The organism is Limnoglobus sp., assembly GCF_059499385.1.
Window position 1 is genome coordinate 1 of sequence record NZ_JCABYM010000043.1, and the last position, 21,752, is coordinate 21,752.

Annotated in this window: 21 protein-coding genes and 1 pseudogene; 16 read left to right on the plus strand and 6 right to left on the minus strand. The window is 68.3% G+C overall.

From position 1 onward, the window contains the following. Window positions 1-691 (minus strand): annotated as a pseudogene (locus AC5JJ2_RS07525) (hypothetical protein); the annotation flags it as partial. Window positions 692-774: 83 nt separating this feature from the next. Here AC5JJ2_RS07525 and AC5JJ2_RS07530 point away from each other — a divergent pair. Then, a complete protein-coding gene (locus AC5JJ2_RS07530) occupies window positions 775-1,395 on the plus strand; it encodes a 3-keto-disaccharide hydrolase (protein ID WP_495857357.1) in 621 nt (206 codons plus the stop codon). A 9-nt stretch (window positions 1,396-1,404) separates the two neighbouring features. Continuing rightward, window positions 1,405-1,986, plus strand: coding sequence for a translation initiation factor (locus AC5JJ2_RS07535; RefSeq protein WP_495857358.1), 582 nt, complete (start codon window positions 1,405-1,407; stop codon window positions 1,984-1,986). A 166-nt stretch (window positions 1,987-2,152) separates the two neighbouring features. Here AC5JJ2_RS07535 and AC5JJ2_RS07540 read toward each other — a convergent pair whose 3' ends face one another. Both AC5JJ2_RS07540 and AC5JJ2_RS07545 read right to left on the minus strand, forming a co-directional pair. After that, on the minus strand, window positions 2,153-2,530 hold the full coding sequence (locus AC5JJ2_RS07540; RefSeq protein ID WP_495857359.1) for a hypothetical protein: 378 nt from the start codon (window positions 2,528-2,530) through the stop codon (window positions 2,153-2,155). A gap of 93 nt (window positions 2,531-2,623) precedes the next feature. Then, on the minus strand, window positions 2,624-3,049 hold the full coding sequence (locus tag AC5JJ2_RS07545; protein WP_495857360.1) for a hypothetical protein: 426 nt from the start codon (window positions 3,047-3,049) through the stop codon (window positions 2,624-2,626). A 75-nt stretch (window positions 3,050-3,124) separates the two neighbouring features. On the opposite strand from AC5JJ2_RS07545, the gene AC5JJ2_RS07550 reads away from it, so the two are divergent. The 10 genes from AC5JJ2_RS07550 (at window position 3,125) to AC5JJ2_RS07595 (ending at window position 13,233) form a co-directional block, all read left to right on the plus strand. Continuing rightward, window positions 3,125-4,069: a dihydrodipicolinate synthase family protein gene (locus AC5JJ2_RS07550; protein WP_495857361.1), complete on the plus strand. Its 945-nt coding sequence runs from the start codon at window positions 3,125-3,127 to the stop codon at window positions 4,067-4,069. Window positions 4,070-4,405: 336 nt separating this feature from the next. Continuing rightward, on the plus strand, window positions 4,406-6,592 hold the full coding sequence (locus AC5JJ2_RS07555; protein WP_495857362.1) for a DUF1549 domain-containing protein: 2,187 nt from the start codon (window positions 4,406-4,408) through the stop codon (window positions 6,590-6,592). 26 nt (window positions 6,593-6,618) lie between these two features. Next, the gene (locus AC5JJ2_RS07560; RefSeq protein WP_495857363.1) at window positions 6,619-6,843 is read left to right on the plus strand and encodes a DUF433 domain-containing protein; all 225 of its coding nucleotides are present in this window, start codon (window positions 6,619-6,621) and stop codon (window positions 6,841-6,843) included. Continuing rightward, the gene (locus tag AC5JJ2_RS07565) at window positions 6,827-7,150 is read left to right on the plus strand and encodes a PIN-like domain-containing protein (protein ID WP_495857364.1); all 324 of its coding nucleotides are present in this window, start codon (window positions 6,827-6,829) and stop codon (window positions 7,148-7,150) included. Before AC5JJ2_RS07560 ends, AC5JJ2_RS07565 begins: the two co-directional genes overlap by 17 nt. A 30-nt stretch (window positions 7,151-7,180) precedes the next feature. Beyond that, window positions 7,181-7,534 (plus strand): hypothetical protein, encoded by a 354-nt coding sequence (locus AC5JJ2_RS07570; RefSeq protein ID WP_495857365.1) that lies wholly within the window; start codon window positions 7,181-7,183, stop codon window positions 7,532-7,534. Window positions 7,535-7,590: 56 nt separating this feature from the next. Further along, complete coding sequence (locus AC5JJ2_RS07575) at window positions 7,591-8,922, plus strand: DUF1501 domain-containing protein (protein ID WP_495857366.1); 1,332 nt, start codon at window positions 7,591-7,593, stop codon at window positions 8,920-8,922. Window positions 8,923-9,059: 137 nt separating this feature from the next. Continuing rightward, window positions 9,060-10,580 (plus strand): PPC domain-containing protein, encoded by a 1,521-nt coding sequence (locus tag AC5JJ2_RS07580; RefSeq protein WP_495857367.1) that lies wholly within the window; start codon window positions 9,060-9,062, stop codon window positions 10,578-10,580. Window positions 10,581-10,744: 164 nt separating this feature from the next. Then, window positions 10,745-11,575 (plus strand): NAD(P)H-hydrate dehydratase, encoded by an 831-nt coding sequence (locus AC5JJ2_RS07585; RefSeq protein WP_495857368.1) that lies wholly within the window; start codon window positions 10,745-10,747, stop codon window positions 11,573-11,575. Between the two features lie 68 nt (window positions 11,576-11,643). Further along, entirely contained in the window at window positions 11,644-12,567 is a 924-nt protein-coding gene (locus AC5JJ2_RS07590) for a hypothetical protein (protein WP_495857369.1), read from the plus strand. 204 nt (window positions 12,568-12,771) lie between these two features. Then, window positions 12,772-13,233 carry a YbhB/YbcL family Raf kinase inhibitor-like protein gene (locus tag AC5JJ2_RS07595; RefSeq protein ID WP_495857370.1) on the plus strand — a complete coding sequence of 154 codons (462 nt, stop codon included), beginning with the start codon at window positions 12,772-12,774 and terminating at the stop codon, window positions 13,231-13,233. On the opposite strand, the gene AC5JJ2_RS07600 is transcribed toward AC5JJ2_RS07595, so the two are convergent. Both AC5JJ2_RS07600 and AC5JJ2_RS07605 read right to left on the minus strand, forming a co-directional pair. Further along, window positions 13,221-14,438 carry a DUF58 domain-containing protein gene (locus tag AC5JJ2_RS07600; RefSeq protein WP_495857371.1) on the minus strand — a complete coding sequence of 406 codons (1,218 nt, stop codon included), beginning with the start codon at window positions 14,436-14,438 and terminating at the stop codon, window positions 13,221-13,223. The two genes, AC5JJ2_RS07595 and AC5JJ2_RS07600, sit on opposite strands and share 13 nt — an antisense overlap. Continuing rightward, a complete protein-coding gene (locus AC5JJ2_RS07605; RefSeq protein WP_495857372.1) occupies window positions 14,431-15,390 on the minus strand; it encodes an AAA family ATPase in 960 nt (319 codons plus the stop codon). The genes AC5JJ2_RS07600 and AC5JJ2_RS07605 overlap by 8 nt, the downstream gene beginning before the upstream one ends. Before the next feature lie 130 nt (window positions 15,391-15,520). On the opposite strand from AC5JJ2_RS07605, the gene AC5JJ2_RS07610 reads away from it, so the two are divergent. Continuing rightward, window positions 15,521-16,075 carry a hypothetical protein gene (locus tag AC5JJ2_RS07610; protein ID WP_495857373.1) on the plus strand — a complete coding sequence of 185 codons (555 nt, stop codon included), beginning with the start codon at window positions 15,521-15,523 and terminating at the stop codon, window positions 16,073-16,075. 85 nt (window positions 16,076-16,160) lie between these two features. On the opposite strand, the gene AC5JJ2_RS07615 is transcribed toward AC5JJ2_RS07610, so the two are convergent. After that, on the minus strand, window positions 16,161-17,588 hold the full coding sequence (locus AC5JJ2_RS07615) for a 30S ribosomal protein S1 (protein WP_495857374.1): 1,428 nt from the start codon (window positions 17,586-17,588) through the stop codon (window positions 16,161-16,163). Between the two features lie 267 nt (window positions 17,589-17,855). Here AC5JJ2_RS07615 and AC5JJ2_RS07620 point away from each other — a divergent pair, with 267 nt between their 5' ends. Genes AC5JJ2_RS07620 through AC5JJ2_RS07630 form a run of 3 tightly spaced genes read left to right on the plus strand, consistent with a single transcriptional unit; the run spans window position 17,856 to window position 21,607 of the window. Further along, window positions 17,856-18,995 carry a lysylphosphatidylglycerol synthase transmembrane domain-containing protein gene (locus tag AC5JJ2_RS07620; protein ID WP_495857375.1) on the plus strand — a complete coding sequence of 380 codons (1,140 nt, stop codon included), beginning with the start codon at window positions 17,856-17,858 and terminating at the stop codon, window positions 18,993-18,995. 57 nt (window positions 18,996-19,052) lie between these two features. Beyond that, a complete protein-coding gene (locus AC5JJ2_RS07625) occupies window positions 19,053-20,015 on the plus strand; it encodes a glycosyltransferase family 2 protein (RefSeq protein WP_495857376.1) in 963 nt (320 codons plus the stop codon). After that, on the plus strand, window positions 20,012-21,607 hold the full coding sequence (locus AC5JJ2_RS07630) for a hypothetical protein (RefSeq protein WP_495857377.1): 1,596 nt from the start codon (window positions 20,012-20,014) through the stop codon (window positions 21,605-21,607). Before AC5JJ2_RS07625 ends, AC5JJ2_RS07630 begins: the two co-directional genes overlap by 4 nt. Window positions 21,608-21,752: the final 145 nt, after the last annotated feature.

A 21,752-nucleotide genomic window follows, 5' to 3' on the forward strand; every position in this document is an offset into this window, starting at 1 on the left:
GCTCACCCCCCTCCCTAACCCTCCCCCCCAAGGGGGGAGGGAACAAAGCCAAGACGCGGCCCGCCGCGGCGACCACCAACATCGCCACCAGCAACAGCGCGAGAAAATAGGCAACATACACCGTGCAGTAAACCTGCCCCACCCACCCGAGGACGACGCCGAGTAGCCGCCTTGCCGTCGGCGCGTGGAGGAGCTGCCAGAACAGCACGACCACGACCGGCACGAAGTACCGCGGCGCGAGTTGCGCGTGGTTCGCGCACGCCATCTGCGCCGGGCCGAACGTGAACGCCACGGCCGCGACCGTCGCCCCGAGCCACGTCGCGTCGAGCCGCCGCATCGCCCAGAGCGTCGCCGCGTAGGTCAGCGCGAACGTCGTCAGCCACCAGAGCTGGAAGGACCGTTCCGGCCCGGCCCCGGCGAGCCGGAAGGCCGTGTAGATCGGAAGGTTCCCCAAATGATTGTCGGACGAAGCCGTGAACCACCGTGCCGGGTAGCAGAACGGCGCGTGCCAGAAGCTCACCTCTTGCCCGGTGAGGTAGCGGAAGCCGTGTTCGAGCATCACGACGTTCAGCCGCGCGTCTACAAGGTCGCCGGGCATGTGAGAGAGGTCGCCGCCGACGAACGGCCTCACCGCCACGGCGAACCCGAGCCAGAAGCCGACGAGCGGGAGCAAGTATTCTCGGCGCAGCATGTCTGAACTGTCCCGGCGAACGCCGCCCGCCGTCAAGGGCAACCGCTACAACAACCGCACCCGTTCCCCCCGAGGTTCCGACCATGCGCTCCCTCCTCCTTCTGCTACTCCTGGCCGTGCCGGTATTCGCCGACCACAAGCCGCTGTTCGACGGCAAGACGTTCGACGGCTGGGAGGGCGACACCGCGAAGACGTGGCGGATCGAGGACGGCGCGATCGTCGGCGGGTCGCTGGAGGCGGCCGTGCCGCGGAACGAGTTCCTCTGCACGACGAAGACCTACGGCGACTTCGAGCTGAAGGTCACGTTTAAGCTCCTCGGCGACAAGGCGAAGGCGAACGCCGGCATCCAGTTCCGCACGAAGCGGATCCCGAACCACCACGAGGTCAGCGGCTACCAGGCCGACATGGGCCAGCAGTACTGGGGCGCGCTGTACGACGAGTCGCGGCGGAAGAAGGTACTCGCCCAGCCGGAGAAGGGCGCGGTCGAGAAGGTGGTGAAGCTCGACGACTGGAACGAGTACACGATCCGGTGCGAGGGGCCGAAGGTTCAACTGTGGCTCAACGGCACGCAGACTGTGGACTACACGGAAGCGGACGAGAAGATCGAGCGGGACGGGGTCGTCGCCCTCCAGGTCCACGGCGGCGGGAAGACGAAGGTGCTGTACAAGAGCGTGACGATTGACGAGTTGCCGGCGAAGAAGTGAGGGTTGCCCGTGCCGTCGAAGCCGAAGAAGACGCTGATCGTCCTCGACGCCCCGCCGGGCGAACGCGCCGCCGCCGCCGTATCGCTGTTCGCCGGCGTCGCGGGCAAGATGGGGCTGCCGTGGGCCGCCGTCGCGCGCGGGTTCGACGTTCCGCCGACGGAACTGGACGCGGCCACGCGGATCGTCTCCGTCGCGGAGGTGCCGTCGCAGGTCCCGGCGGACCGCGTCGAGCAGTGGCCCACGTCCGGCCCGCTGGACGAAACCGTGAACACGTTCGTCGCCACGCTCCTCGGCGGCGGGTTCGTCGCCGTGCCGCCGCCGGCCCCGCCCCCGCCGCCGGCGGCGAAGAAGCTCGGCACGGCGAAGGTCGGCCGCGAGACGGCCGGCCGCAAGGGGAAGGGCGTTACCGTCGTCTGGGACCTGGGGCTGTCAGAGGATGAGCTTCAACAGTTGGCGACGACGTTGAAAACGAAGTGCGGGACCGGCGGCACCGCGAAGGACGGTCGGATCGAGATTCAGGGCGACCACCGCGACCGGGTCGTGACGGAGTTGGAGAAGATCGGGTACAAGGTGAAGCGGGCCGGCGGGTAAGGGGTAGCCTCGCCCCCGGGACCGCGGGCGTCCCGCCCGCCACGGCCCCAGCCGCGAAAGATTGATCCCGGCGTCTGGAAGGTGGGCGGGCGGGACGCCCGCGGTCCCAGATCGCAAACGAAAGCGGGGCGGCCGGGAGGCCGCCCCGCCCGGAATCACTTCGCGGTTACTTCTTCAGCAGGCAGCAGTCCGGGCCGGTGCAGCAGTCCGAACCGGGGAAGCAGCAGTCCGGCGTGGCGGCGGCGGCGGCGTCCGATTGGAACACGCCCACCTTCAGGCAGCAGTCGTCCCCGGCGCAGCAGTCCGACCCGGCGAAGCAGCAGTCGGGCACGCTCGCCGAAGCGACGGCGTCGCCGGGGCAGTTCGCGGCCGACATCGCGCAGCAGCTCGACTTGGCCGAGCAGCCGTCCGTGTCCTGCGACGTGAGGCCGAGTGCCGCCAGCGGGCAGCAACTGCCGGACTTCGCGGACCCGGCGTAGAACGTGTACCCGCCGATGCCGACGGCGACGACCGCGACCAGGGCGGCGAGAGCTTTCGCGAACATGGAATCATCCTTTCGGAATGGGAATGAAGTTCGAGTCATGCGCCGGGAGTTTTCCGGCGCGGCGATTACAGTTTAGGCGACCCGCCGGGCCGATTAACAGCGCAAAACGTGGTGAACGCGGAGTCGGGTTTCCGCCGTCAGGAACGGCATCTCATTCACCCGCGGCCCGACGACGACCGGGGTGGAGACGAGCGGGACGGTTTCGCCGAGAATCTGGAAGTCGGTGTTGATCGCGTCGATGGCGTCGCCGGTGTCGGAAGCCGGCGGGACGGTCAGCGGGGCGAACGCCAGCCGCTCCTGCCACGGGCACGGCTTCGGCGGGGCAGTCGGCGACGAAGTCTTCGCCGCGTCCTCGGCCTCTTCCTGGCAGTGCGGGCACGTCACCGTACAAGTGGTCGCGGTCGGGACGGCCGCCGTCGCCGGCTTCGCGGACCCGAGCACGGCCGCGACGCCGCAGCAGCACAGCCACGGGCCGGCCGCGTTGGCGAGGGCAGCGATGACGGCGAGCGCGAAACGCAACGGACTGCTCCGGAGGAATTGCTACATATTCTATCGACAGGATACCCGAACCCTTACACCGAATCCAGTTCAAAGATGACCATCGACCCATTAACCCTGCTCCGCCCCCGCCGCCGGATCACCGGCATCTCGGCGATCTTGTTGCCGTTCCACGCGGACGGGTCGATCGACTGGCCGGCGTTCGCCGCCCACGTCCGTCGCACGGCCGACGCGGGACTGGCCCCGGCCGTGAACATGGACACCGGGTTCGGCAACCTCCTCGACGACGCCACGAAGTTGGCCGTCCTCGAACGGACAAAGGCGGAACTCGGTGGCCGGCCGTTCGTCGCCGGGGCGTTCGTGAAAGACGCGCCGGGGGCGAAGTTCGCATTCGACGCCTACGCCCGCGCGATGGAGCCGGTCGCGGCGCACGGCGGCACGCCGGTCATCTTCCAGAGCTACGGCCTGACCGGACAGCCGGACGACGCGATCGTCGCCAGCTACGCGAAGCTGGGAACGGTGTCGCCGTTCATCGGGTTCGAGTTGGGGACGATGTTCGCCCCGTTCGGCAAGATTTATTCGCTCGACGTGTACCGCGGCCTCCTCGGCGTGACGGCGTGCCTGGGGGCGAAGCACTCGTCCTTGAACCGCGAACTCGAGTGGCAGCGGATCGTCCTGCGGGACCAGACGCGGGAAGACTTCAAGGTCTACACCGGCAACGACCTGGCCATCGACATGGTGATGTACGGCAGCGACTACCTGCTCGGCCTGAGCACGTTCGCCCCGGACCTGTTCGCGAAGCGGGACGCCTACTGGCTGGCCGGCGACCCGCGGTTCTACGAGCTGAACGACCAGTTGCAGTACCTCGGGTTCTTCGCGTTCCGCGGCCCGGTCCCGGCGTACAAGCACTCGGCGGCGATGTTCCTGAAGCTCCGCGGCTGGCTGGCGTGCGACGACACGCACCCGCGGTCCCCGACGCGGCCGGACAGCGACCGGGCCGTACTGGACGGGATTCTGGGAATGATGGGTGCGACAAAGTAGTAGGCACACGGAGTGTGCCGTCGGCTGAGCGCCGCGGCGGCTCGGACGAACTCCCCGCGGCCGATCATAGTAGTAGGCACACTCCGTGTGCCGTCTGCTGTCGGTCGCAGCGACTCGGGCGAACTCGCCGACGCGCCGAGGAAACGGCACACGGAGTGTGCCTACTACTATGATCGGCCGCGGCGACTCAGACGAACTCACCGCGACGAGGAGGGGACGGCACACGGAGTGTGCCTACTACTTTGGTTTTGATGCTGCATTTCCCCGCGCCCCACGCTACACTTCAACTACCTGCCGACCCGGTTCCCCCGCGAACCGTCCCGCCGACCCGCCGACATGAAATTCGCACTCCCACTCCTCCTGCTGTTGTCCGCCGTCGCGTCCGCGGCCCCGCCGACGTTCGAGCGGCACGTCGAGCCGATCCTCACCCGGTACGGGTGCAACCAGGGGGCGTGCCACGGCAAGGCCCGCGGGCAGAACGGGTTCGCCCTGTCGCTGCTCGGGTTCGACCCGGACTTCGACTACGCCGCCATCGTCACCGAGGGCCGCGGCCGCCGGCTGTTCGCCGCCGACGTGGACTTCAGCCTGTTCCTGCGGAAAGCCGCCGGCGAAGTTCCCCACGGCGGCGGCAAGAAACTGCCGAAGGATTCGGCCGAGTACCAGTTGCTCAAGGCGTGGATCGTCGCCGGCACGCCGCGGACGCCGAAGGACGCGCCGACGCTCGCGAAGATCACCGTCGCGCCGACCGAGAAGCTGCTCAAGTTTAACGAGGCCGTTCGACTGACGGTGACGGCCCACTTCACCGACGGCAGCACCGAGGACGTGACGAAGTTGGCCGCGTTCCAGTCGAACGACGCCGGGTACGCGGCCGTGGACGCGAACGGCGTCATCACCGCCGGCCCCATCGCCGGGGAGGCCGCGGTCACCGCCCGGTTCATGGACAAGTTTTCCGTCGCGAGCGTCCTCATCCCGCTGCCCGGCGCGGTGGACCCGAAGCTCTACGAGAAGCTGCCGCGCAAGAATTTCATCGACGGCCACGTCTGGGCGAAGCTCAAGCAACTCGGGCTGACGCCCTCCGAATCGGCCAGCGATGCCACGTTCCACCGCCGGGCCTTCTTGGACATCATCGGCCGACTGCCGACGCCGGACGAGACGCGCGAGTTTTTGAAGAACCCAGACCGTGAGAAGCTGATCGACCGCCTCCTCGACCGGCCGGAGTACGGCGACTTCTGGGCGAACAAGTGGGCCGACCTGCTGCGGCCGAACCCGTACCACGTCGGCATCAAGGCGACGTTCAACTTCGACTCGTGGATCCGCGAGTCGTTCCGCAAGAACAAGCCCTACGACCAGTTCGTGCGGGAAATCATCACCGCGTCCGGCAGCACGTTCAAGGACGGGGCGACGGTCTTCTACCGCAACCGCCGCGAGCCGGAGGAACTCGCGCCGATGGTCAGCCAGCTCTTCCTCGGCGTGCGGCTCGACTGCGCGAAGTGCCACCAGCACCCGTCCGAGAAGTGGGGCCAGACCGACTTCTACAGCTTCGCCGCGTTCTTCGGCCGGATCGGGCGGAAGGGGACGGGCATCTCCGCCCCCATCTCCGGCAGCGAGGAGATCGTCTACGCGGCGGAGGCCCCGCCGACCGGCGGCCGTCGCCGTCGCGGGGGGCCGGTCAAGCACCCGCTCACCGGCGAGGAGATGACGCCGACGCCGCTGCTCGGCCAGCCGATGGAGATCCCGCCGGAGGTCGATCCGCGGGCGGAACTGGCGAAGTGGGTGACGTCGAAGGGGAACCCGTTCTTCGCGAAGGTGATCGTCAACCGCGTCTGGGCGGACCTGATGGCCCGCGGCCTCGTCGATCCCGTGGATGATTTGCGGGACACGAACCCGCCGACGAACCCGGCCCTGCTCGACGCGCTGGCCGCCGACTTCCGGGCGAGCGGCCACGACCTGAAGAAGCTGATCCGCCGCATCGCGACGAGCCACGTTTACGGGCTGTCGTCGTTGCCGACCGACCGGAACGTCGGCGACACGCGGAACTACTCCCGGCACTACCGGCAGCGGCTGCGGGCCGAGGTGCTGCTGGACGCCGTGACGGACGTGACCGGCGTGGCCGAGAAGTTCGACGCGATGCCGGCCGGGTCGCGGGCGATGGAGGCGTGGACGGTCCGCGGGGAGTCGAAGTTCCTGGACAGCTTCGGCCGCCCGGACCCGAACCAGGACCCGCCGTGCGAGCGGACGACGGACACGACCGTGGTGCAGGCCCTGCACCTGATGAACGCGCCGAACCTGAGCCGGAAGATCACCGCCGACGACGGCCGCGCCGCGAAGCTCGCCGCCGGCAAGCTCTCGAGCGCCGAGGTCGTGGAGGAACTGTACCTGCTAGCGTACTGCCGCCCGCCGACGGACGCGGAGAAGGCGGCGTGCGTGTCACGGTTCGAGAAGGTTGGCGCGAAGCGGCGGGAGGCGGTCGAGGACCTGATGTGGGGCCTGCTGAACACGCCGGAGTTCGTGTTCGGGGATTGAGATATGATAAGGGTGGAGGGCTTGACATGAACGGAACAAAGAGAATCGTGCATTCCGACCCGGAGATCATGGGCGGGACGCCAGTGTTCGTCGGCACACGAGTGCCACTCAAGAATCTGCTGGACTATATCGAGGGGGGTGAAACACTCGACGAGTTCTTGGATGACTTCCCGAGTGTACAACGCACCCAAGCGGTGGCCGCCTTGAAGGCCGCAGGTGAACTCTTGGTGGCCGATGCGTGTACTCCTTGACGAGTGCGTGCCGCGAAAACTGCGGCGAGAGTTGCCCGGCCACGAGGTTCATACCGTGACCGGCATGGGGTGGGCCGGCAAGAAGAACGGCACGCTCCTGTCGGCAATGGCCGCCGCCGGCTTCGAGGTGCTACTGACCGTTGATCAGAACCTGCGGCATCAGCAGAATTTGGCAGTTCACGGAGTAGCCGTTATCGTGTTGATCGCGAGCAGTAACCGCCTGGGCGACTTGACGCCCCTGATGCCTACGACACTTGCTGCCCTGGTCAGCGTTCAACCGGGAGACGTGATAGAGATTACAAGCTGAGAGTTCCATCTTACCTAATGGGAATTGGCTATGACGTTCGACAGCTTCGACCAACTCGGGTTAGCCGTCAAGAAAGAGGCTCGCGCACATCCGGAGTGCGTTCGACTCAACGGACTTACTGGCGAGGAGCGGTCTGGGGACCAAAATGCTTGGGCGTTCTTCAAACACAACAACGTCGTGTGGAAAATCGACGCCGATACGAAACTGTTGCTTCTGATCGAAGCTCACAACTACTACCAACGCACCGGCCAGGATCCGTTTAACCAAACTGGCACCGAAAAACGCGACTGCCTTGTCGTTGTGCCCGCCGTAACGGAAGCTTTGGTTCAACATGACCCCAAGTATCGCCGGTACAAATACCACTACATCTATTCCGATAAGTAGGGGCCTATAAGCTTTTGCCTTTTCGACATTCGCGCCACCAGCGTTGAGGTCATAGGATGATGAATCGTCAAACCAACTGCGCCGGCGTCACCCGCCGGGACTGCCTGCAACTCGGGCTGACCACGCTCCTCGGCGGCGGCCTCGCCAACGCCCTACGGGCGTCGCCGACCTCGCCGAAGGCGGCCGCCAAGTCCGTCATCCTTATCTGGATGGACGGCGGGCCGACGCACTTCGAGACGTTCGACCCGAAGCCGGACGCGCCGGCCGAGTACCGCGGCGACTTCAAGACCACCGCCGCCAAGACGCCGGGCGTCTTCTTCTCCGAACACATGAAGCGGCTGGCCGGGATGTCCGACAAGCTCGCCGTCGTCCGGTCGATCCGCCACGACCAGGGGAACCACGGGGCCGGCAACCACTACATGATGACCGGCGCGCCGCCGCGGATCCCGGTCGGGTGCGGGGCGTTCGTCAGCTTCCACCCCAGCCTCGGGTCGGTCGTGTCGCACCAGAAGCCGGCCCCGGTCGGGCTGCCGTCGTACTTCACCATGCCGAGCATGTCGCGGTCCGGCGGGCCGAACTTCCTCGGCGCGCGGCACGCCCCGTTCGTCTCGGACGGCGACCCGAACAGCGCGAGCTTCCGCGTCCGCGACGTGGCCCTGCCGAGCGGCATGACCGAGGGCCGGTTCGCCGACCGGACCGACGTGCGGGCCGAGGTCGATCGCTTCCAGCGGCTGCTCGACAAGACCGCCGGCGACCCGGCCGTCGCGCTCGACGACCACTACAAGCAGGCGGCGGACCTGATGCGGTCGAAGGAGGCGCAGGCGGCGTTCGACATCAACCGGGAGCCGCAGAAGGTCCGCGACGCCTACGGCCGCAACGGGTTCGGACAGCGGTTGCTGCTCGCCCGCCGGCTGGTCGAGGCCGGCGTGCCGTTCGTCACCATCAACGACGGCGGCTGGGACCACCACTCGGACCTGTTCGACGCCTGCCGCAAGCGGCTGCCGAACTGGGACAACTCCGTCGCGACGCTCATCGCCGACCTCGACCAGCGCGGGCTGCTCGACAGCACGCTCGTGATCGCACTCGGCGAGTTCGGCCGCACGCCGAAGATTTCCACGCTCGCCGGGCAGTCGAAGGCCGGCCGCGACCACTGGGCGAACGCGATGAGCGTGCTGTTCGCGGGCGGGAAAATCCCCGGCGGGCAGGTCGTCGGCGCGACCGACCGCAACGGGTTCGCGGCCGTCGAGCGGGTACTGTCGCCGGAGAACTTCGCGAGCACGATCTACACGAAGCTCGGCATCGACCCGAACACGATGCTGTACACCCCGCAGGGCCGCCCGACGCACATCGTCAGCGACGCCACGCCGATCAAGGAACTGATGGGGTAAAGCAGAAAACCGATTTCACCGCAGAGGGCACGTGAGAGCACATGAGAAAAGACATGAAGAAGAGACTTCAGTTCTTGGTTTTTTCTCTCGTGCTCTCATGTGCCCTCTGCGGTGAATCGTTTTCGGCTCCCCCTTCCATGACTTCTCTCTTCCCCGCCGGCGGGCAGGTCGGCACGACGGTCGAAGTGACCGCGGCCGGCAGCTTCGACAAGTGGCCGGTGACGGCGTGGGCCAGCGACAAGGCCGTCACCGTCGCGGCCGGGAAGGACAAGGGGAAACTCAACGTCACGATTGCGGCCGGCGCGACGCCCGGCGTCGTGTGGTTGCGGATGGCCGACGAGAGCGGCGCGAGTCCGCTGCGGCCGTTCGTCGGCGGCGTGCTGCCGGAGGCGATGGAGAAGGAGCCGAACGACGAGGCGGCGAAGCCGCAGGCGGTGGCGGGGTCGTGCGTCGTCAACGGCAAGCTCGCGAAGGGCGGCGATGTCGATGTGTTCGCCGTCACGCTGGCGAAGGGGCAAACGCTCGTCGCGTCGCTGGAGGCGAACCACCGGCTGCGGTCGCCGATGGACGCGGTGCTGCAAGTCGCGTCGGCCGACGGGTTCGTCCTCGACCAGGACCACGACCACCACGGCCTCGACCCGCAGGTCGCGTTCACCGCGCCGAAGGCCGGGACGTTCCTCGTGCGCATCTTCGCGTTCCCGTCCCAGCCGGACAGCAGCATCCGGTTCTTCGGGTCCGAGGCGTGCGTCTACCGGCTCACACTCACGACCGCCGGGTTTGCCGACTTCCCCGCCGTGCTGGCGAAAAAGAAGGGCGAGAAGTTGAAGGTGGAAACGGTCGGCTGGAACCTCTCGACCAAGCCCGTCGTGCCGAGTCGGGTCGCGGTCCGGGAAGAAGACCACCCGTGCTTCGACTTCACGAACACAACCGCTGACAGCCCGCTGTCACCGCCGTTCACGCTGACCGGACGGGTGAAGGAGCCGCAGGCCGCGAACACGTTCCCGATGAAGGTGACGAAGGGGAAGCCGGTCACACTCCAGGTCGAGAGCCGGGCGCTGGAACTGCCGCTGACGCCGGTGCTGCGGGTCGTGGACGAGGCCGGGAAGCAGCTGGCCCGCGCGGAGCCGGCGAAGCCGAACGCGGACTGCGAGCTGACGCTCGCCCCGACGAAGGACGAGACGGTCCGCGTCGAGGTCCGCGACCTGTACCACGCCGGCGGGCCGCGGTTCGTCTACCGGCTGCGGGCCGTTCACGCCGAGCCGGACATCGAGGCGACGGTGGCGAGCGACCGGTTCGCGCTGACGCCCGGCACGCCGCTGGAACTGCTGGTCACGGTCAACGTCAAGGGCGGCCTGCTCGCGGTGCTGGCGGGCGACTACGAGTTGAAGGCCGAGGGCCTGCCGCCGGAGGTGAAGCTCGAACTCGTCCCGCAGGACGCGAAGGCGAAAATCCCGGCGAAGGTCCGGCTGACGACCACTGCCGCCAACCTCTCGACGGCCTTCCGGCTGAACGTCGTCGGCACGTTCAAGGACGGCACGAAGTTGGTCCGCCCGGTGCGGGCGGCGCTCGCGGACTTCGAGACGGCGACCGCCGACCTGTGGCTGACCGTCGGCGCGGACGCGAAGGTCGCCCCGCCGATGCCGAAGAAGAAGAAATAGCCGCAGCCGATCCCCTGGGACCGCGGGCGTCCCGCCCGCCACGCTCCCAGCCGGTTGAGACGGATCCCCGTGCGGGGAAGGTGGGCGGGCGGGACGCCCGCGGTCCTAGGACCGGCTCCGCTCAACCGATCCTTCTACCCGCAACCCACCCTTATATTGACAGAATGGCTACCCCCGTCACCGCCGTGCCTCGGCTGCCGCCGCGCGACCCCGACTCGCACAAGGGGACCTACGGCCGCGTCCTCGTCGTCGCCGGCAGCCTCGGCATGAGCGGGGCCGCCGTCCTCGCGGGCAGCGCGGCTCTCCGCGGCGGCGCGGGGTTGGTCACGGTCTTGTGCCCGGAAGAGATTCTGGCCGTCGTCGCGGCCGGGAACCCGTGCTACATGACGCGGGGCTACGGCGACCCGAAAGAGGTCGCCGACGCGACCCCGAACTCCGACGCGATCGCCGTCGGGCCGGGGCTGGGGCAAAGTCCCGACACGGCCGGCCTCGTTCGCTCGCTGCTCGCGGTCGCGGAGCCGACCGTCCTTGACGCCGACGGGTTGAACAACCTGCAACCCGGCCTTCCCGAACTGCGGGGCCGCACGGCCCCGCTCGTGATGACGCCGCACCCCGGCGAGTTCGCGCGGCTCGTCGGCAAGACCACGGCCGAGGTACAGGCGAACCGCGAACAACTCGCCGTCACCTTCGCCAAGACGCACGGCGTCGTCCTGCTCCTGAAGGGCCATCGCACGATCGTCACGGACGGCGACCGCGTGTACACGAACGCCACCGGCAACCCCGGCATGGCGACCGGCGGCTGCGGGGATGTACTCACCGGGATCATCGCCGCGCTCGTGGCCCGGAAGCTGCCCGCGTTCGACGCCGCATGCCTCGGGGCGTGGGCCCACGGCCGGGCCGGCGACCTCGCGGCCGCCGACATCGGGCAAACCGCGCTCGTCGCCGGCGACCTGCTCGACTATCTGGGCAAGGCGTTCCAAGAAGTCGGCGGCTGACGCGAACGCCCCTTCATACCGTCGGTAAAGTTCGTACCATTCCCGCGACCCCCAACCGAGGCTCGCACGTGAAACAGCTCTGTCCCGAGTGCCTGAAGACCGTCGAAGTGCCGGACACGGCCGCGGGAACCGACTTCCCGTGCCCGGTGTGCGGCAGCCCGATCGCGGTGCCGAAGAACTACGCCCCGAGCGTCGCCCCCGCGCCGCCGATGGTCGTGGACCGGCCGCCGCCGCCGCCCGGCCTCGCCCCGCCGGGCGGGACGCCGACGCTCCCGCCGGTGTCGGCGTCGCATGGGGACGGCAAGGAGGTCGGGTTCGGCCTCTCGTCCCGCGTCGTGGACTGGGTCGCGCCGGTGTGCCTGACGCTCGCGTTCGTCCTCACGTTCTTCTTCTGGGTCGGCTCCTACCCCGGCGGCCACCGGCTGTTCGCGCAGTCCGCGTGGGACGCGCTCGGCGGGAACGTCGAGCCGAACCTCGTGCCGGCCGAGTTGGGCGACGTGGAGACGAGGCTGCCGGCCCTGACCGGCTGGGACTGGCCGATGCTGCCGTACATCGTCCTACTGATCGCGACCGTGATGCTCGCCTGGGGGGAGCGGTTCGTCCACGAGATCGACCCGGTTCGGTCGCCCGGCGCGTTCGCGTGGCTGTCGTCCATCTGGCCGCAGCGGTTCCAAATCCTGACGGCCCTTAGCGTGGTCCTGCTCGTGCTATTCATGCTCCAGGCGTGGCGGGGGTTCGGGCTGGAGCGGGCCGTCTACCGGTACGCGGCCGAGAAGCACGTGGAGGAGGCGAAGGCGGCCGACACGCAGGCGAAGAAGGTAGCCGTGCAGGTGAAGGCCGGGCAGGAGGTAGGGAAGTTCGCGGTGCAGGGGACGACGTGGTTCCGGCTCGCGTTCCTGGCCCACCTGCTGGCGGTGCTGGCCCTGCTCGTCCGGCTGTGGCTGACGGCCCGCAAGAGGAAGCCGGCCCCGCGGTTCGTCCTGCGGTATTGAGACAGTGGGGCACTCGCTCCGCGCGTGCCCTGGACTTCACTGCCCGGCAAACGCTCCGGGCACTCGCGGAGCGAGTGCCCCACTTTCATTTCCCTCGCCCGATTGTTTGTGTTTCCGCCGGCCGTCGGCTATCATCTCTTCACCACGCGACTCGCGGCGTGGTGCCCACGTCGCCCGCCCATTTCTCCCGTTGGAGGGCTTGCCATGTCGATTTCGGTCAACAGCCCGGCGTTCGCCGAGGGGCAGACCATCCCGAGACACTTCACCGGCGACGGGATGGACGTGTCGCCGCCGCTGAACTGGAGCGCCCCGCCCCGCGGCACGAAGAGCATCGCCGTCCTCTGCGACGACCCGGACGCCCCGCGGGGAAACTGGGTCCACTGGCTGCTGTACGACCTACCGCCCGTCACCCGCGAGTTGCCGGAGGCGCTGCCCGCGGACCCGGACCTGAACGACGGCAGCCGGCACGGGGTCAACGACTTCGGGTACGTCGGGTACGGCGGCCCGGCCCCGCCGCGGGGCACGCCGCACCGGTACTGCTTCAAGGTGTTCGCGCTCGACGCCGAGTTGGGGCTGCCGTCCGGCGCGACGCGGAAGGAACTGCTGGACGCGATGCACGGGCACGTGCTGGAAGAGGGGCAGCTCGTCGGCGTCTACGCCCGCTGAGCGGCGGGCGGCCGGTACCAGGCCATCGGCGTGCCGGGGTCCACGGTCACGAACGGCACGCCCGTCTGCCGTCGCAGCTCGCCGGCCAGCGGGCTGTTCGGCCGCGAGCTGACGAGGATGCGGGCGCACCGGTTGCTCCGCCGGCGGAAGGCGTCGGCCGGCAGTGCCGCGGTGTCCGCCGTCGGCTCGGCTTCCGCGAGTAACGCCAGCGCCGCCCGCCCGAACCCCTCGGTCGCGCGGCCGGTCCGCGCCGCCGCGGACCCGGCGACGATCAGTGTCGCCTCCGGCATCTCGTCCCCGTGGCACCACGACCAGAACACGGACGCCGCCAGCCGGAACGTCGCCTCGACGGTTTCGAGTTCCTGTTCCGACGGGTACTTCGGAACCCACGGCTCCACGACCATGAGCAGGTCGAGCGGCTCGGTGCTGTCGTACTCGCGGACCATGAGTTCGCCGTGCTTGGCCGTCGTCCGCCAGTGGATGTCCCGCGGCGAGTCGCCCGGCCGGTAGCCGCGGACGCCCCGCACGTCGGCCGCCTGGTTCGACTGCCGGCGGACCGGCCGGCGGTTGAAGTTGTCCCCCGCCCCGACGCGGATGAGCCACCGGCGGAGCATCGACCCGTCCACCGTGCCGAGCGTCGGCAGCACGACGAGCACGTCCGCCGGTTCCGCCGGCACGGTGTAGTTGACGAGGCCGAACGGGTAACCCGCCGTGACGAACATCGGCGTCGTCGGGTACCGGCCGCGTTTCTCGGGACGGATCGTCGCCAGCACGTTGCGGCCCTCGCCGGGGGCCAGCACGGGAACGAACACCTCGACCCGGTGCGCGTCCGACGTTTCCAGCACGGTCACGGACGCATTCCGGTGGGCCGTGTTCGTGACGGTGACGAGCCGCCCGGCCTCCGCCCCGGCGAAGACGGGTTCGCTTCGCCCCCGTTGCAACCGCACCCGGTACGCCGACCGCCGCGCAAGCCACGCGTTGATGGCGATCATGACGAGCATGAAGTAGCCGAGCAGGATGAGTAGGTTGATGAGCTTGTACGACCCGGCGAACACCATCGCGAGCGCCGCGGCGGCCCAGAGGACGCCCTCGCGGGTGGGGCGGAAGCGGAACGCGGATCGCGGATCGCGGACCTCAAGACCGGGCTGTCGGGCGTGTCCATGCTTGCGTTCCGCGATCCGAGTTCCGCGATCCGGGTTACACACGAACCTTCGTCTTCGCCAGGATGTCGCGGATGATCGGCGTCGCGTCGTCCCGGCCGCCCTGGTCCCACGCCTTCGTCATGATCCGGTGGGCGAGGACCGGCACGGCCAGCTCCTTCGCGTCGTCCGGGCGGACGTGGTCGCGGCCGCTCACCTTCGCCAGCGCCTGGCACGCGCGGTAGAACGCCAGCGCCCCGCGGGTGCTGGACCCGAGCTTCACGTCCGGGTGTTCCCGCGTCGCCGTGACGATGTCCAGGAGGTACTCCGTCACCGGCTCGGACACGGTCACGTTCCGCGTCGCCCGCTGGAGGGCGACCACGTCCGAAGGGGAAAGGACCGCCGACAGGTTCTCGACCGGCTCGCCGGCGCGGTGCTGTACCAGGATGTCCCGCTCCGCGGTACGTTCGGGGTAGCCGATCTTCAACCGCAGCAGGAACCGGTCGAGCTGGCTCTCCGGCAGCGGGTACGTCCCCTCGTACTCGTAGGGGTTCTGCGTCGCGAGGACGAGGAACGGCGGGCCGAGCTTGAACGTCTCGCGGTCCACCGTCACCTGCCGCTCGCTCATCGCTTCGAGGAGGGCGGACTGCGTTCGCGGCGTGGCCCGGTTGATCTCGTCCGCGAGGACGATCTGCGACATGAGCGGGCCGGGGTGGAACGTGAACGTGCCGTCCTTCTGGTTGAAAATGTTCGTGCCGATGAGGTCGCCGGGGAGCAGGTCCGGCGTGGCCTGGATGCGGTGGAACGAGCAGCCGAGGCTGAGGGCGAGGGCCTTCGCGAGGAGCGTCTTGCCGACGCCGGGCACGTCTTCCAGTAGCAAGTGCCCCTCGGCGAGGAGGGCGACGAGCGCGAGCCGGGTCACGTCCGGCTTGCCGAGGAACACGGTCGCGACGTTGTCCCGCAGCTTGGCGAGCAGCGAGGCCAGGTCCTCGGTCGGGCGCACAGGCGGTGCGGTCATGCGGCGTGCTTCTCTCTGGGAGGGAAGTTGTTCTATGGGCATACGAATCGGCCGGGGACCGGGTTCGGGCGTTTTCCCGGCACGGTGCTTGCAGGAGGAAAGGGTTCCAACACTCGAAGGAGGCGCACCCATGCTGTACGCACATAGCGAGCCGCCGCACCGCCAACGGAGTGCCCGGACCGACCCGACGATGCGGGACGGCGACTCCGGGCACGGCAACCCCGGCGAGCCGGCCGGCGACCTGTTCGCCGTCGATTCCGACACCGACGTGGGCGACACGGAGGAATTCGACCGCGGCCTCGACGAGGAGCAGGAACTGTCCGGCGTGAACAAGGAGTCGCTGAAGGAGTTCCGCGAGTTGCAGGAAGAGGTCGCGGACAACGACAAGTATTCGGACGACGCGGCCGTGGACGCGACGATCCTCAGCCAGGAGCGGGAGGCGCTAGGCGACACGAAGGAAGACGCCGGCGGCGTGACCCAGCCGACGACCGAGGCCGCGCTGCCCCTGACCGACTACGGCAACCTGACGGTCAAGGACATTCTCGACCGCGTCCGCGAGATGTCGCCGACCGACGTGTCGGCGGTCTTGGAGTACGAGCGGGCGAACCGCAACCGCAAGACGCTGGTGGCGGGATTGGAGCGGCAGATGGAAGGCCGCACGCGACCGCGGCGGCAACACGCCTGATGTTCAAATATATAGCCGCCGGCTTGCCGGCGGGGTTTGGCGGTATCCAAAACCCCGCCGGCAAGCCGGCGGCTATATAAATCGTTCACCCAATCTCGAACCGCACGGCCCCGCCGCCGATGCCGCCGCGGAGGTTGCCGGTCGGCTTGCGGTTCGCCAGCCGCTCGGCCGCGGCCGCCTTGTCGGCCTCCGCTTCCGCCGTCGCCGCCGCGTCCTCGGCCGCTTCCGCCTCGGCGACCATCGCCTTCAGCGACAGCGCGATCCGCCGGGCCTCCGTGTCGATGCTCAGAATCTGCACCGTCACGTCCTGCCCTTCCTTGATGACATCGCGCACGCGGTTCACCCGGCCGGTGGACAGCTCCGAGACGTGGATCAGTCCCTCGATGCCGGGGGCGATCTCGACGAACGCGCCGAACTCCATGACGCGGGTGACCTTCCCCGGAACCCGCAGGCCGGGCCGGTGCTCGGCCGCGAACGTCTCCCACGGGCTGGTCTGCATCGCCCGCAGACTCAGGCCGATCTTGCGGGCCTCCGGGTCGAGCCGGGCGACCTTCACCTCCACCAACTGCCCGACCTTCAGCACCTCCTCGACCGTGCCGACGCGGGACCAACTCAACTCGCCGATGGGGATGAGGCCGTCGGCCCCGCCGAGGTCCACGAACGCGCCGAACGGCTTGATCGACTTCACGATCCCCTTGTGAACGTCCCCCTCCTTGATCGTCGCCCAGAACTCGACGGCCTTCCGCTCGCGTTCCGCCTCCTGGATCGTGCGGCGGCTGACGATCAGGTTCCGTTCTTGCGGGTCGAGTTCGATGACCTGCACCTTCTGCTTCGAGTTGACCAGCGACTCCGGCTGCTCGATCCGGTACATGTCCGCCTGGCTGAGCGGCATGAACCCGCGGATGCCGTTGACCTCGACCGTGTACCCGGTCTGGTTCTTGTTCATCCCGGTGATCTTCGCCTCGACGACCATGTTCAGCTTCACGCTCGACCAGTCGGTGACCTGCTTGGCGGCCCCCTCCTTCGTCAGCACGAGCAGGCCGTTGGCGGAGTCGTAGTGGTCCACCAGGAACTCGATCTCGTCGCCGACGTTGGGCCGCTTGCCCTCGAACTCGTCGAGGGAAATCATCCCCTCGCTGCGGCCGCCGGGGATTTCGACGAACACGTCCTTGCCGTGGATGCTGAGGACGCGGCCCTTCTTCCGGCCGCCCTCGCCCTTCGCCCCTTGCGGCTTGTCGGCGTCCATCGCCTTCAGGTCCGTGCCGGCGAACGCGGCGGCCATCTCGGCCTCCATGTCCGCGTCGAGCGCCCGCTTGTTCGGCTTGAACTCGCCGAACGTCCGCGGCACGGCGGCGTCCGGGTTCGGCTTCGCCTTCGGCGGGCCGCCGCGCTGCCACTTGTCCGGGATCGGCTTGCCGCCGGCCTTCGGCGGGGCCGGCTTCGGCGGCTGCGGGGCGGGCGGCGCGGCCGGGGTTTCGGGCTTCGGGGCGTCGGGAGTATTTTCGGCGGACATCCTATTCATCCTCGGTGGCCCGCTCGCGCGCGGGCCAGACTGTTAGGCTAGTGTGCCGTAGGGGAACGGCCATAGTAGTAGGCACACTCCGTGTGCCGTCTCGTTCATGCTCCCGGGGCGTTCGCCCGAGTCGCTGCGGCCGACAGCAGACGGCACACGGAGTGTGCCTACTACTATGCCGCGGCGAGCGGCACCAAGTCTTTGCGACCGGCAACCGACGGTACACGGAGTGTGCCTACTACTTTGTCGTCCCTACAATCTCCGTCTATGTCGCCATCCCGCAAGCGGCTGTGGCTGGCCGCGCAGGTCGTCCTCGCCGTCGCCATCCTCGTCGCCGTCGGCCGACACTTCTGGAAGCTGCTCGACGACCAGTCCCTCGCGTCCGTCACCGTCGGCGACCGGTGGTGGCTCCTCATCCCCGCCGGGCTGCTCTACCTGTGCGCCCACACGATCTGGGGCACGTACTGGTGGGAGTTGCTCCGCTACCAGAAGGTCCAGGTGACGTGGGCGGCCGGCGTGCGGGCGTACTTCGTCAGCCAGTTCGGGAAGTACGTGCCGGGCAAGGTGTGGGTGCTGGCCCTCCGCGTCGGGCAGTTGCGGAACGTGCCGGGGGCGACCGTCCGCGTCGTCGGGCTGACGGCCGCTTACGAGACGCTCATCAACATGGCCGCCGGCGCGATGCTCGCCGCCGTGCTCATCCCGCACACCGGCATCGGCGGCGAGTACGCCTCCGGGCAAGGCCCGATCATCGCCGGGATCGCGGCCCTGCCGGTCGGGTTGTTCCTGTTGGTGCGATTGGTCAACCGCGTCACCCGCCTCCGCAAGGGGCCGGATGCGCAAGCCGTGTCGAACACGCCGCTCTGGTTGCTGGCCGTCGGGCTGCTCCAGGCGGCCGTCGGCTGGTGTCTGCTCGGCGTGAGCTTACGATTAACGGTGTTGGCGATTCTGCCGGGCTTCCCGTGGAACTACCCCGGCGACCTGGCGAGCGTGACGGCGTCCTACGTGGTGGGGTTCGTCATCGTCGTCGCCCCCGGCGGGCTGGGGCCGCGGGAGTTCGTGCTGGTGAAGTGCCTGGAGCCGCGGCTGGCCGACCTGACCGCGAACCCGGCCGGGCAGGCCGTCGTAATCGCGCTCTTGCTGCGGCTGGTGTGGACGGGGTTCGAGGTCGTGTTCGCGGGCGGGCTGTATCTGTTGGGGAAGGTCGGGACGGCGCGAACGATCCAACCTGAGTTGCCGCAGAATGCCGAGGCTTTGCGAGGCGGTCTTCATTCCCTCCCCCCTTGGGGGGGAGGGTTAGGGAGGGGGGCGGAACCTTCCCCCGACGGGAGAAACGTCTCGGATTCGGTGACGCCCTCGACCCCCCTCCCCAACCCTCCCCCCCAAGGGGGGAGGGAGCAAGAGGGTTGAAATCCTCGCAATGGTCCCCTTGCGGTGGGCTTGCGACAGCGACTGTGCGGAGACACCATGACACGACCGGCCCCCGTCGCGGACTTGCTCTCGCTCGTCATCCCCGTTTACAACGAGAAGGACAGCCTCCAGACGCTCCACGCCGAGATCGACGGAGCCGTCCGGGCCGCGAACCTCAACGTCGAAATCCTGTTCATCGACGACGGCAGCCGGGACGGGTCGTGGGACATGATCCAACACCTCGCGGCCCAGGACACCCGCGTCCACGGCGTCCGGTTCCGCCGGAACTTCGGCAAGGCCGCCGCCCTCAACGTCGGCCTCCGCCGTGCGGCCGGCGACGTGGTGATGACACTCGACGCCGACCTGCAGGACGACCCGAAGGAAATCCCCCGGTTCATGGAGATGGTGAAGGCCGGCACGGACGTGGTCAGCGGGTGGAAGAAGGTCCGGTACGACCCGTGGCACAAGGTCTTCCCCAGCCGCGTGTTCAACTGGATGGTGTCGAAGCTCACCGGCGTGAAGCTGCACGACCACAACTGCGGGTTCAAGGCGTACCGCGCCGACGTGATCCGTGAGGTCCGGCTGTACGGCGACCTGCACCGGTACGTCCCGGTCCTGGCGAACGAGGCCGGGTTCACCGTCGGCGAACTCGTCATCAACCACCGGCCGCGGAAGTTCGGCCACTCGAAGTTCGGCGCGCGCAGGTTTCTCAAGGGCTTTCTCGACCTGATCGCCGTCTGGTTCCGCACGACGTTCGGCTACCGGCCGATGCACGCGTTCGGCACGGCCGCCGTGCTGCTCGGCTTTGTCGGGATAATGACCCATCTCTTGCTGACGTTCGTGCCGGTGGGTAACACAATCCAGGGACTGTTCGGACTCGTACCGGTCCTCTGCCTCGTGTTCGCCGCCCAATCCGTGTTCACGGGCTTGCTCGCCGAGTACGTCCTGGCGCGCTCGACGCCGGACGACCCGTACCGCGTCGCCGAGATGACCCTCGACCCCACGCACCGGACGAAATGACCTCCACCCACGACCCGACGGCGGCGCTGCGCCGGTCGATCTACCTCATCCTCACCTGCGTGGCCGTCGCCGTCGCCGGGGCGAAGGTGATCGGCCTCGAACTCGTCGTCGAGCCGAGCAAGCACAAGCCGCCGCCGGGGAAGTTCGGCTCCGACCGCGACCCGCTGGCGATCCCGACGAAGGCGTGGCCGGCCGAGCGGCCGGAGCCGACGCCGATGATGAGTTCCAACGACCGGTCCCGGTGGGCGACCGTCCGGGCGCTCGTCGATGACGGCACGTTCGTCATCGGCCGGCGGAAGAATCACGACGCGAAGGAGCCGCCGTTCCAGGACGAGGGGATCATCTTCGAGAGCGGCTGGGAGGCCGTCGATAAGGTGATGGACCCGGCCACCGGGCGGTTCTACTCCACGAAGCCGCCGCTGTTCGCGACGATGTTGGCGGCCGAGTACTGGGTGCTTCAGAAGGCGTTCGGCTGGCAGTTCAACCGCGACAAGTGGCCGATCGTGGTGACGATCCTTCTCACCGTGAACGTCCTGCCGTTCGCGGCGTACCTGATCCTGCTGGCCCGGCTGATCGAGGACCACGGTACGAGCGACTTCGCGAAGATGTTCACATTCGCCGCCGCCGCGTTCGGCACGTTCGTGACAACATTCTCCGTGACGTTGAACAACCACACGCCGGCCGTGTTCTGCGTGCTGTTCGCGCTCTACCCGCTTTTGCGAAAACGACCGCCGGGGGCCAACGAATCACCCCTGGAGTTGTTCTTCAGCGGGTTCTTCGGCGGGCTGGCCGTGACGTTCGAGCTGCCGGCGCTCGCGTTCGCGGCCGGGCTGGCGGTCCCGCTACTGATCTCGCAACCGAAACGAACGCTGGTATTCTTCGTACCCGGCGTGCTGCTGCCGCTCCTGGCGCTGCTCGGCAGCATGTACGCGGCGATGGGGTCGTTCCTGCCGGCCTACGGGTCGTTCGGCGGGCCGTGGTACCTCTACCCCGGCAGCCACTGGAACAAGATTCTGGACCCGAACGCCCGCGGCATCGACTTCAACACGCAGGGGACGCCGGTGTATGCGTTCAACCTGCTGCTCGGCCACCACGGGTGGTTCAGCCTGACCCCGGTGTGGCTGCTCGGGCTGTGGGGGCTGGCGAGGACGGTGAGCCTGGGCGAACTGCGGGCGGTGTTCAAACGTAAACCTACGGAGGTGGTGACGCTGGAGCCGAGTTCGGGGTCGTCGATCTTCCACAACGTCAAGCGGGTTCCGACCGAACAGCCGGTCTGGAACGTGCGGCTCCTGGCCCTGTTCACGCTCGCGGTGTCGGCGGTGGTGTTCGCGTTCTACCTGGCGCAGACGAGGAGCTACAACTACGGCGGCAACACGGCCGCGGCCCGGTGGCTGGTCTGGTTAACGCCGCTGTGGCTGTTCGGGTTACTCGCCGGGGCCGAGCGGGTGGCGTTCTCGAAGGCCGGCCGCGGGGTCGCGGCGGCGCTGTTGGCGTTCTCGGTCGTGTCCGTGTTCTACCCGGCGTGGAACCCGTGGCGGTCGCCGTGGCTGTTGCAGCTGGCCGAGTACATGGACTGGGTGCATTACGGGTGAACCCCGACTTCCGAAGTCCGGCTTCGACTTCGGAAGTCGAGCGAAGCCGGAAGGCCGTGCGGACCCGGCGAAGCGGTTGGCTTTGTTCGACTTCCGAAGTCGAAGCCGGACTTCGGAAGTCGGTCGCATTCTTGACAACTCACAC

What these genes read in the sequence shown, in the direction of transcription:
- AC5JJ2_RS07530 (WP_495857357.1), top strand. Translation starts at nt 775, where the DNA reads ATGCGCTCCCTCCTCCTTCTGCTACTCCTGGCCGTGCCGGTATTCGCC.
- AC5JJ2_RS07540 (WP_495857359.1), bottom strand. Translation starts at nt 2,530, where the DNA reads ATGTTCGCGAAAGCTCTCGCCGCCCTGGTCGCGGTCGTCGCCGTCGGC.
- AC5JJ2_RS07550 (WP_495857361.1), top strand. Translation starts at nt 3,125, where the DNA reads ATGACCATCGACCCATTAACCCTGCTCCGCCCCCGCCGCCGGATCACC.
- AC5JJ2_RS07555 (WP_495857362.1), top strand. Translation starts at nt 4,406, where the DNA reads ATGAAATTCGCACTCCCACTCCTCCTGCTGTTGTCCGCCGTCGCGTCC.
- AC5JJ2_RS07560 (WP_495857363.1), top strand. Translation starts at nt 6,619, where the DNA reads ATGAACGGAACAAAGAGAATCGTGCATTCCGACCCGGAGATCATGGGC.
- AC5JJ2_RS07565 (WP_495857364.1), top strand. Translation starts at nt 6,827, where the DNA reads ATGCGTGTACTCCTTGACGAGTGCGTGCCGCGAAAACTGCGGCGAGAG.
- AC5JJ2_RS07570 (WP_495857365.1), top strand. Translation starts at nt 7,181, where the DNA reads ATGACGTTCGACAGCTTCGACCAACTCGGGTTAGCCGTCAAGAAAGAG.
- AC5JJ2_RS07575 (WP_495857366.1), top strand. Translation starts at nt 7,591, where the DNA reads ATGATGAATCGTCAAACCAACTGCGCCGGCGTCACCCGCCGGGACTGC.
- AC5JJ2_RS07580 (WP_495857367.1), top strand. Translation starts at nt 9,060, where the DNA reads ATGACTTCTCTCTTCCCCGCCGGCGGGCAGGTCGGCACGACGGTCGAA.
- AC5JJ2_RS07585 (WP_495857368.1), top strand. Translation starts at nt 10,745, where the DNA reads ATGGCTACCCCCGTCACCGCCGTGCCTCGGCTGCCGCCGCGCGACCCC.
- AC5JJ2_RS07595 (WP_495857370.1), top strand. Translation starts at nt 12,772, where the DNA reads ATGTCGATTTCGGTCAACAGCCCGGCGTTCGCCGAGGGGCAGACCATC.
- AC5JJ2_RS07605 (WP_495857372.1), bottom strand. Translation starts at nt 15,390, where the DNA reads ATGACCGCACCGCCTGTGCGCCCGACCGAGGACCTGGCCTCGCTGCTC.
- AC5JJ2_RS07610 (WP_495857373.1), top strand. Translation starts at nt 15,521, where the DNA reads ATGCTGTACGCACATAGCGAGCCGCCGCACCGCCAACGGAGTGCCCGG.
- AC5JJ2_RS07615 (WP_495857374.1), bottom strand. Translation starts at nt 17,588, where the DNA reads ATGTCCGCCGAAAATACTCCCGACGCCCCGAAGCCCGAAACCCCGGCC.
- AC5JJ2_RS07620 (WP_495857375.1), top strand. Translation starts at nt 17,856, where the DNA reads ATGTCGCCATCCCGCAAGCGGCTGTGGCTGGCCGCGCAGGTCGTCCTC.
- AC5JJ2_RS07625 (WP_495857376.1), top strand. Translation starts at nt 19,053, where the DNA reads ATGACACGACCGGCCCCCGTCGCGGACTTGCTCTCGCTCGTCATCCCC.
- AC5JJ2_RS07630 (WP_495857377.1), top strand. Translation starts at nt 20,012, where the DNA reads ATGACCTCCACCCACGACCCGACGGCGGCGCTGCGCCGGTCGATCTAC.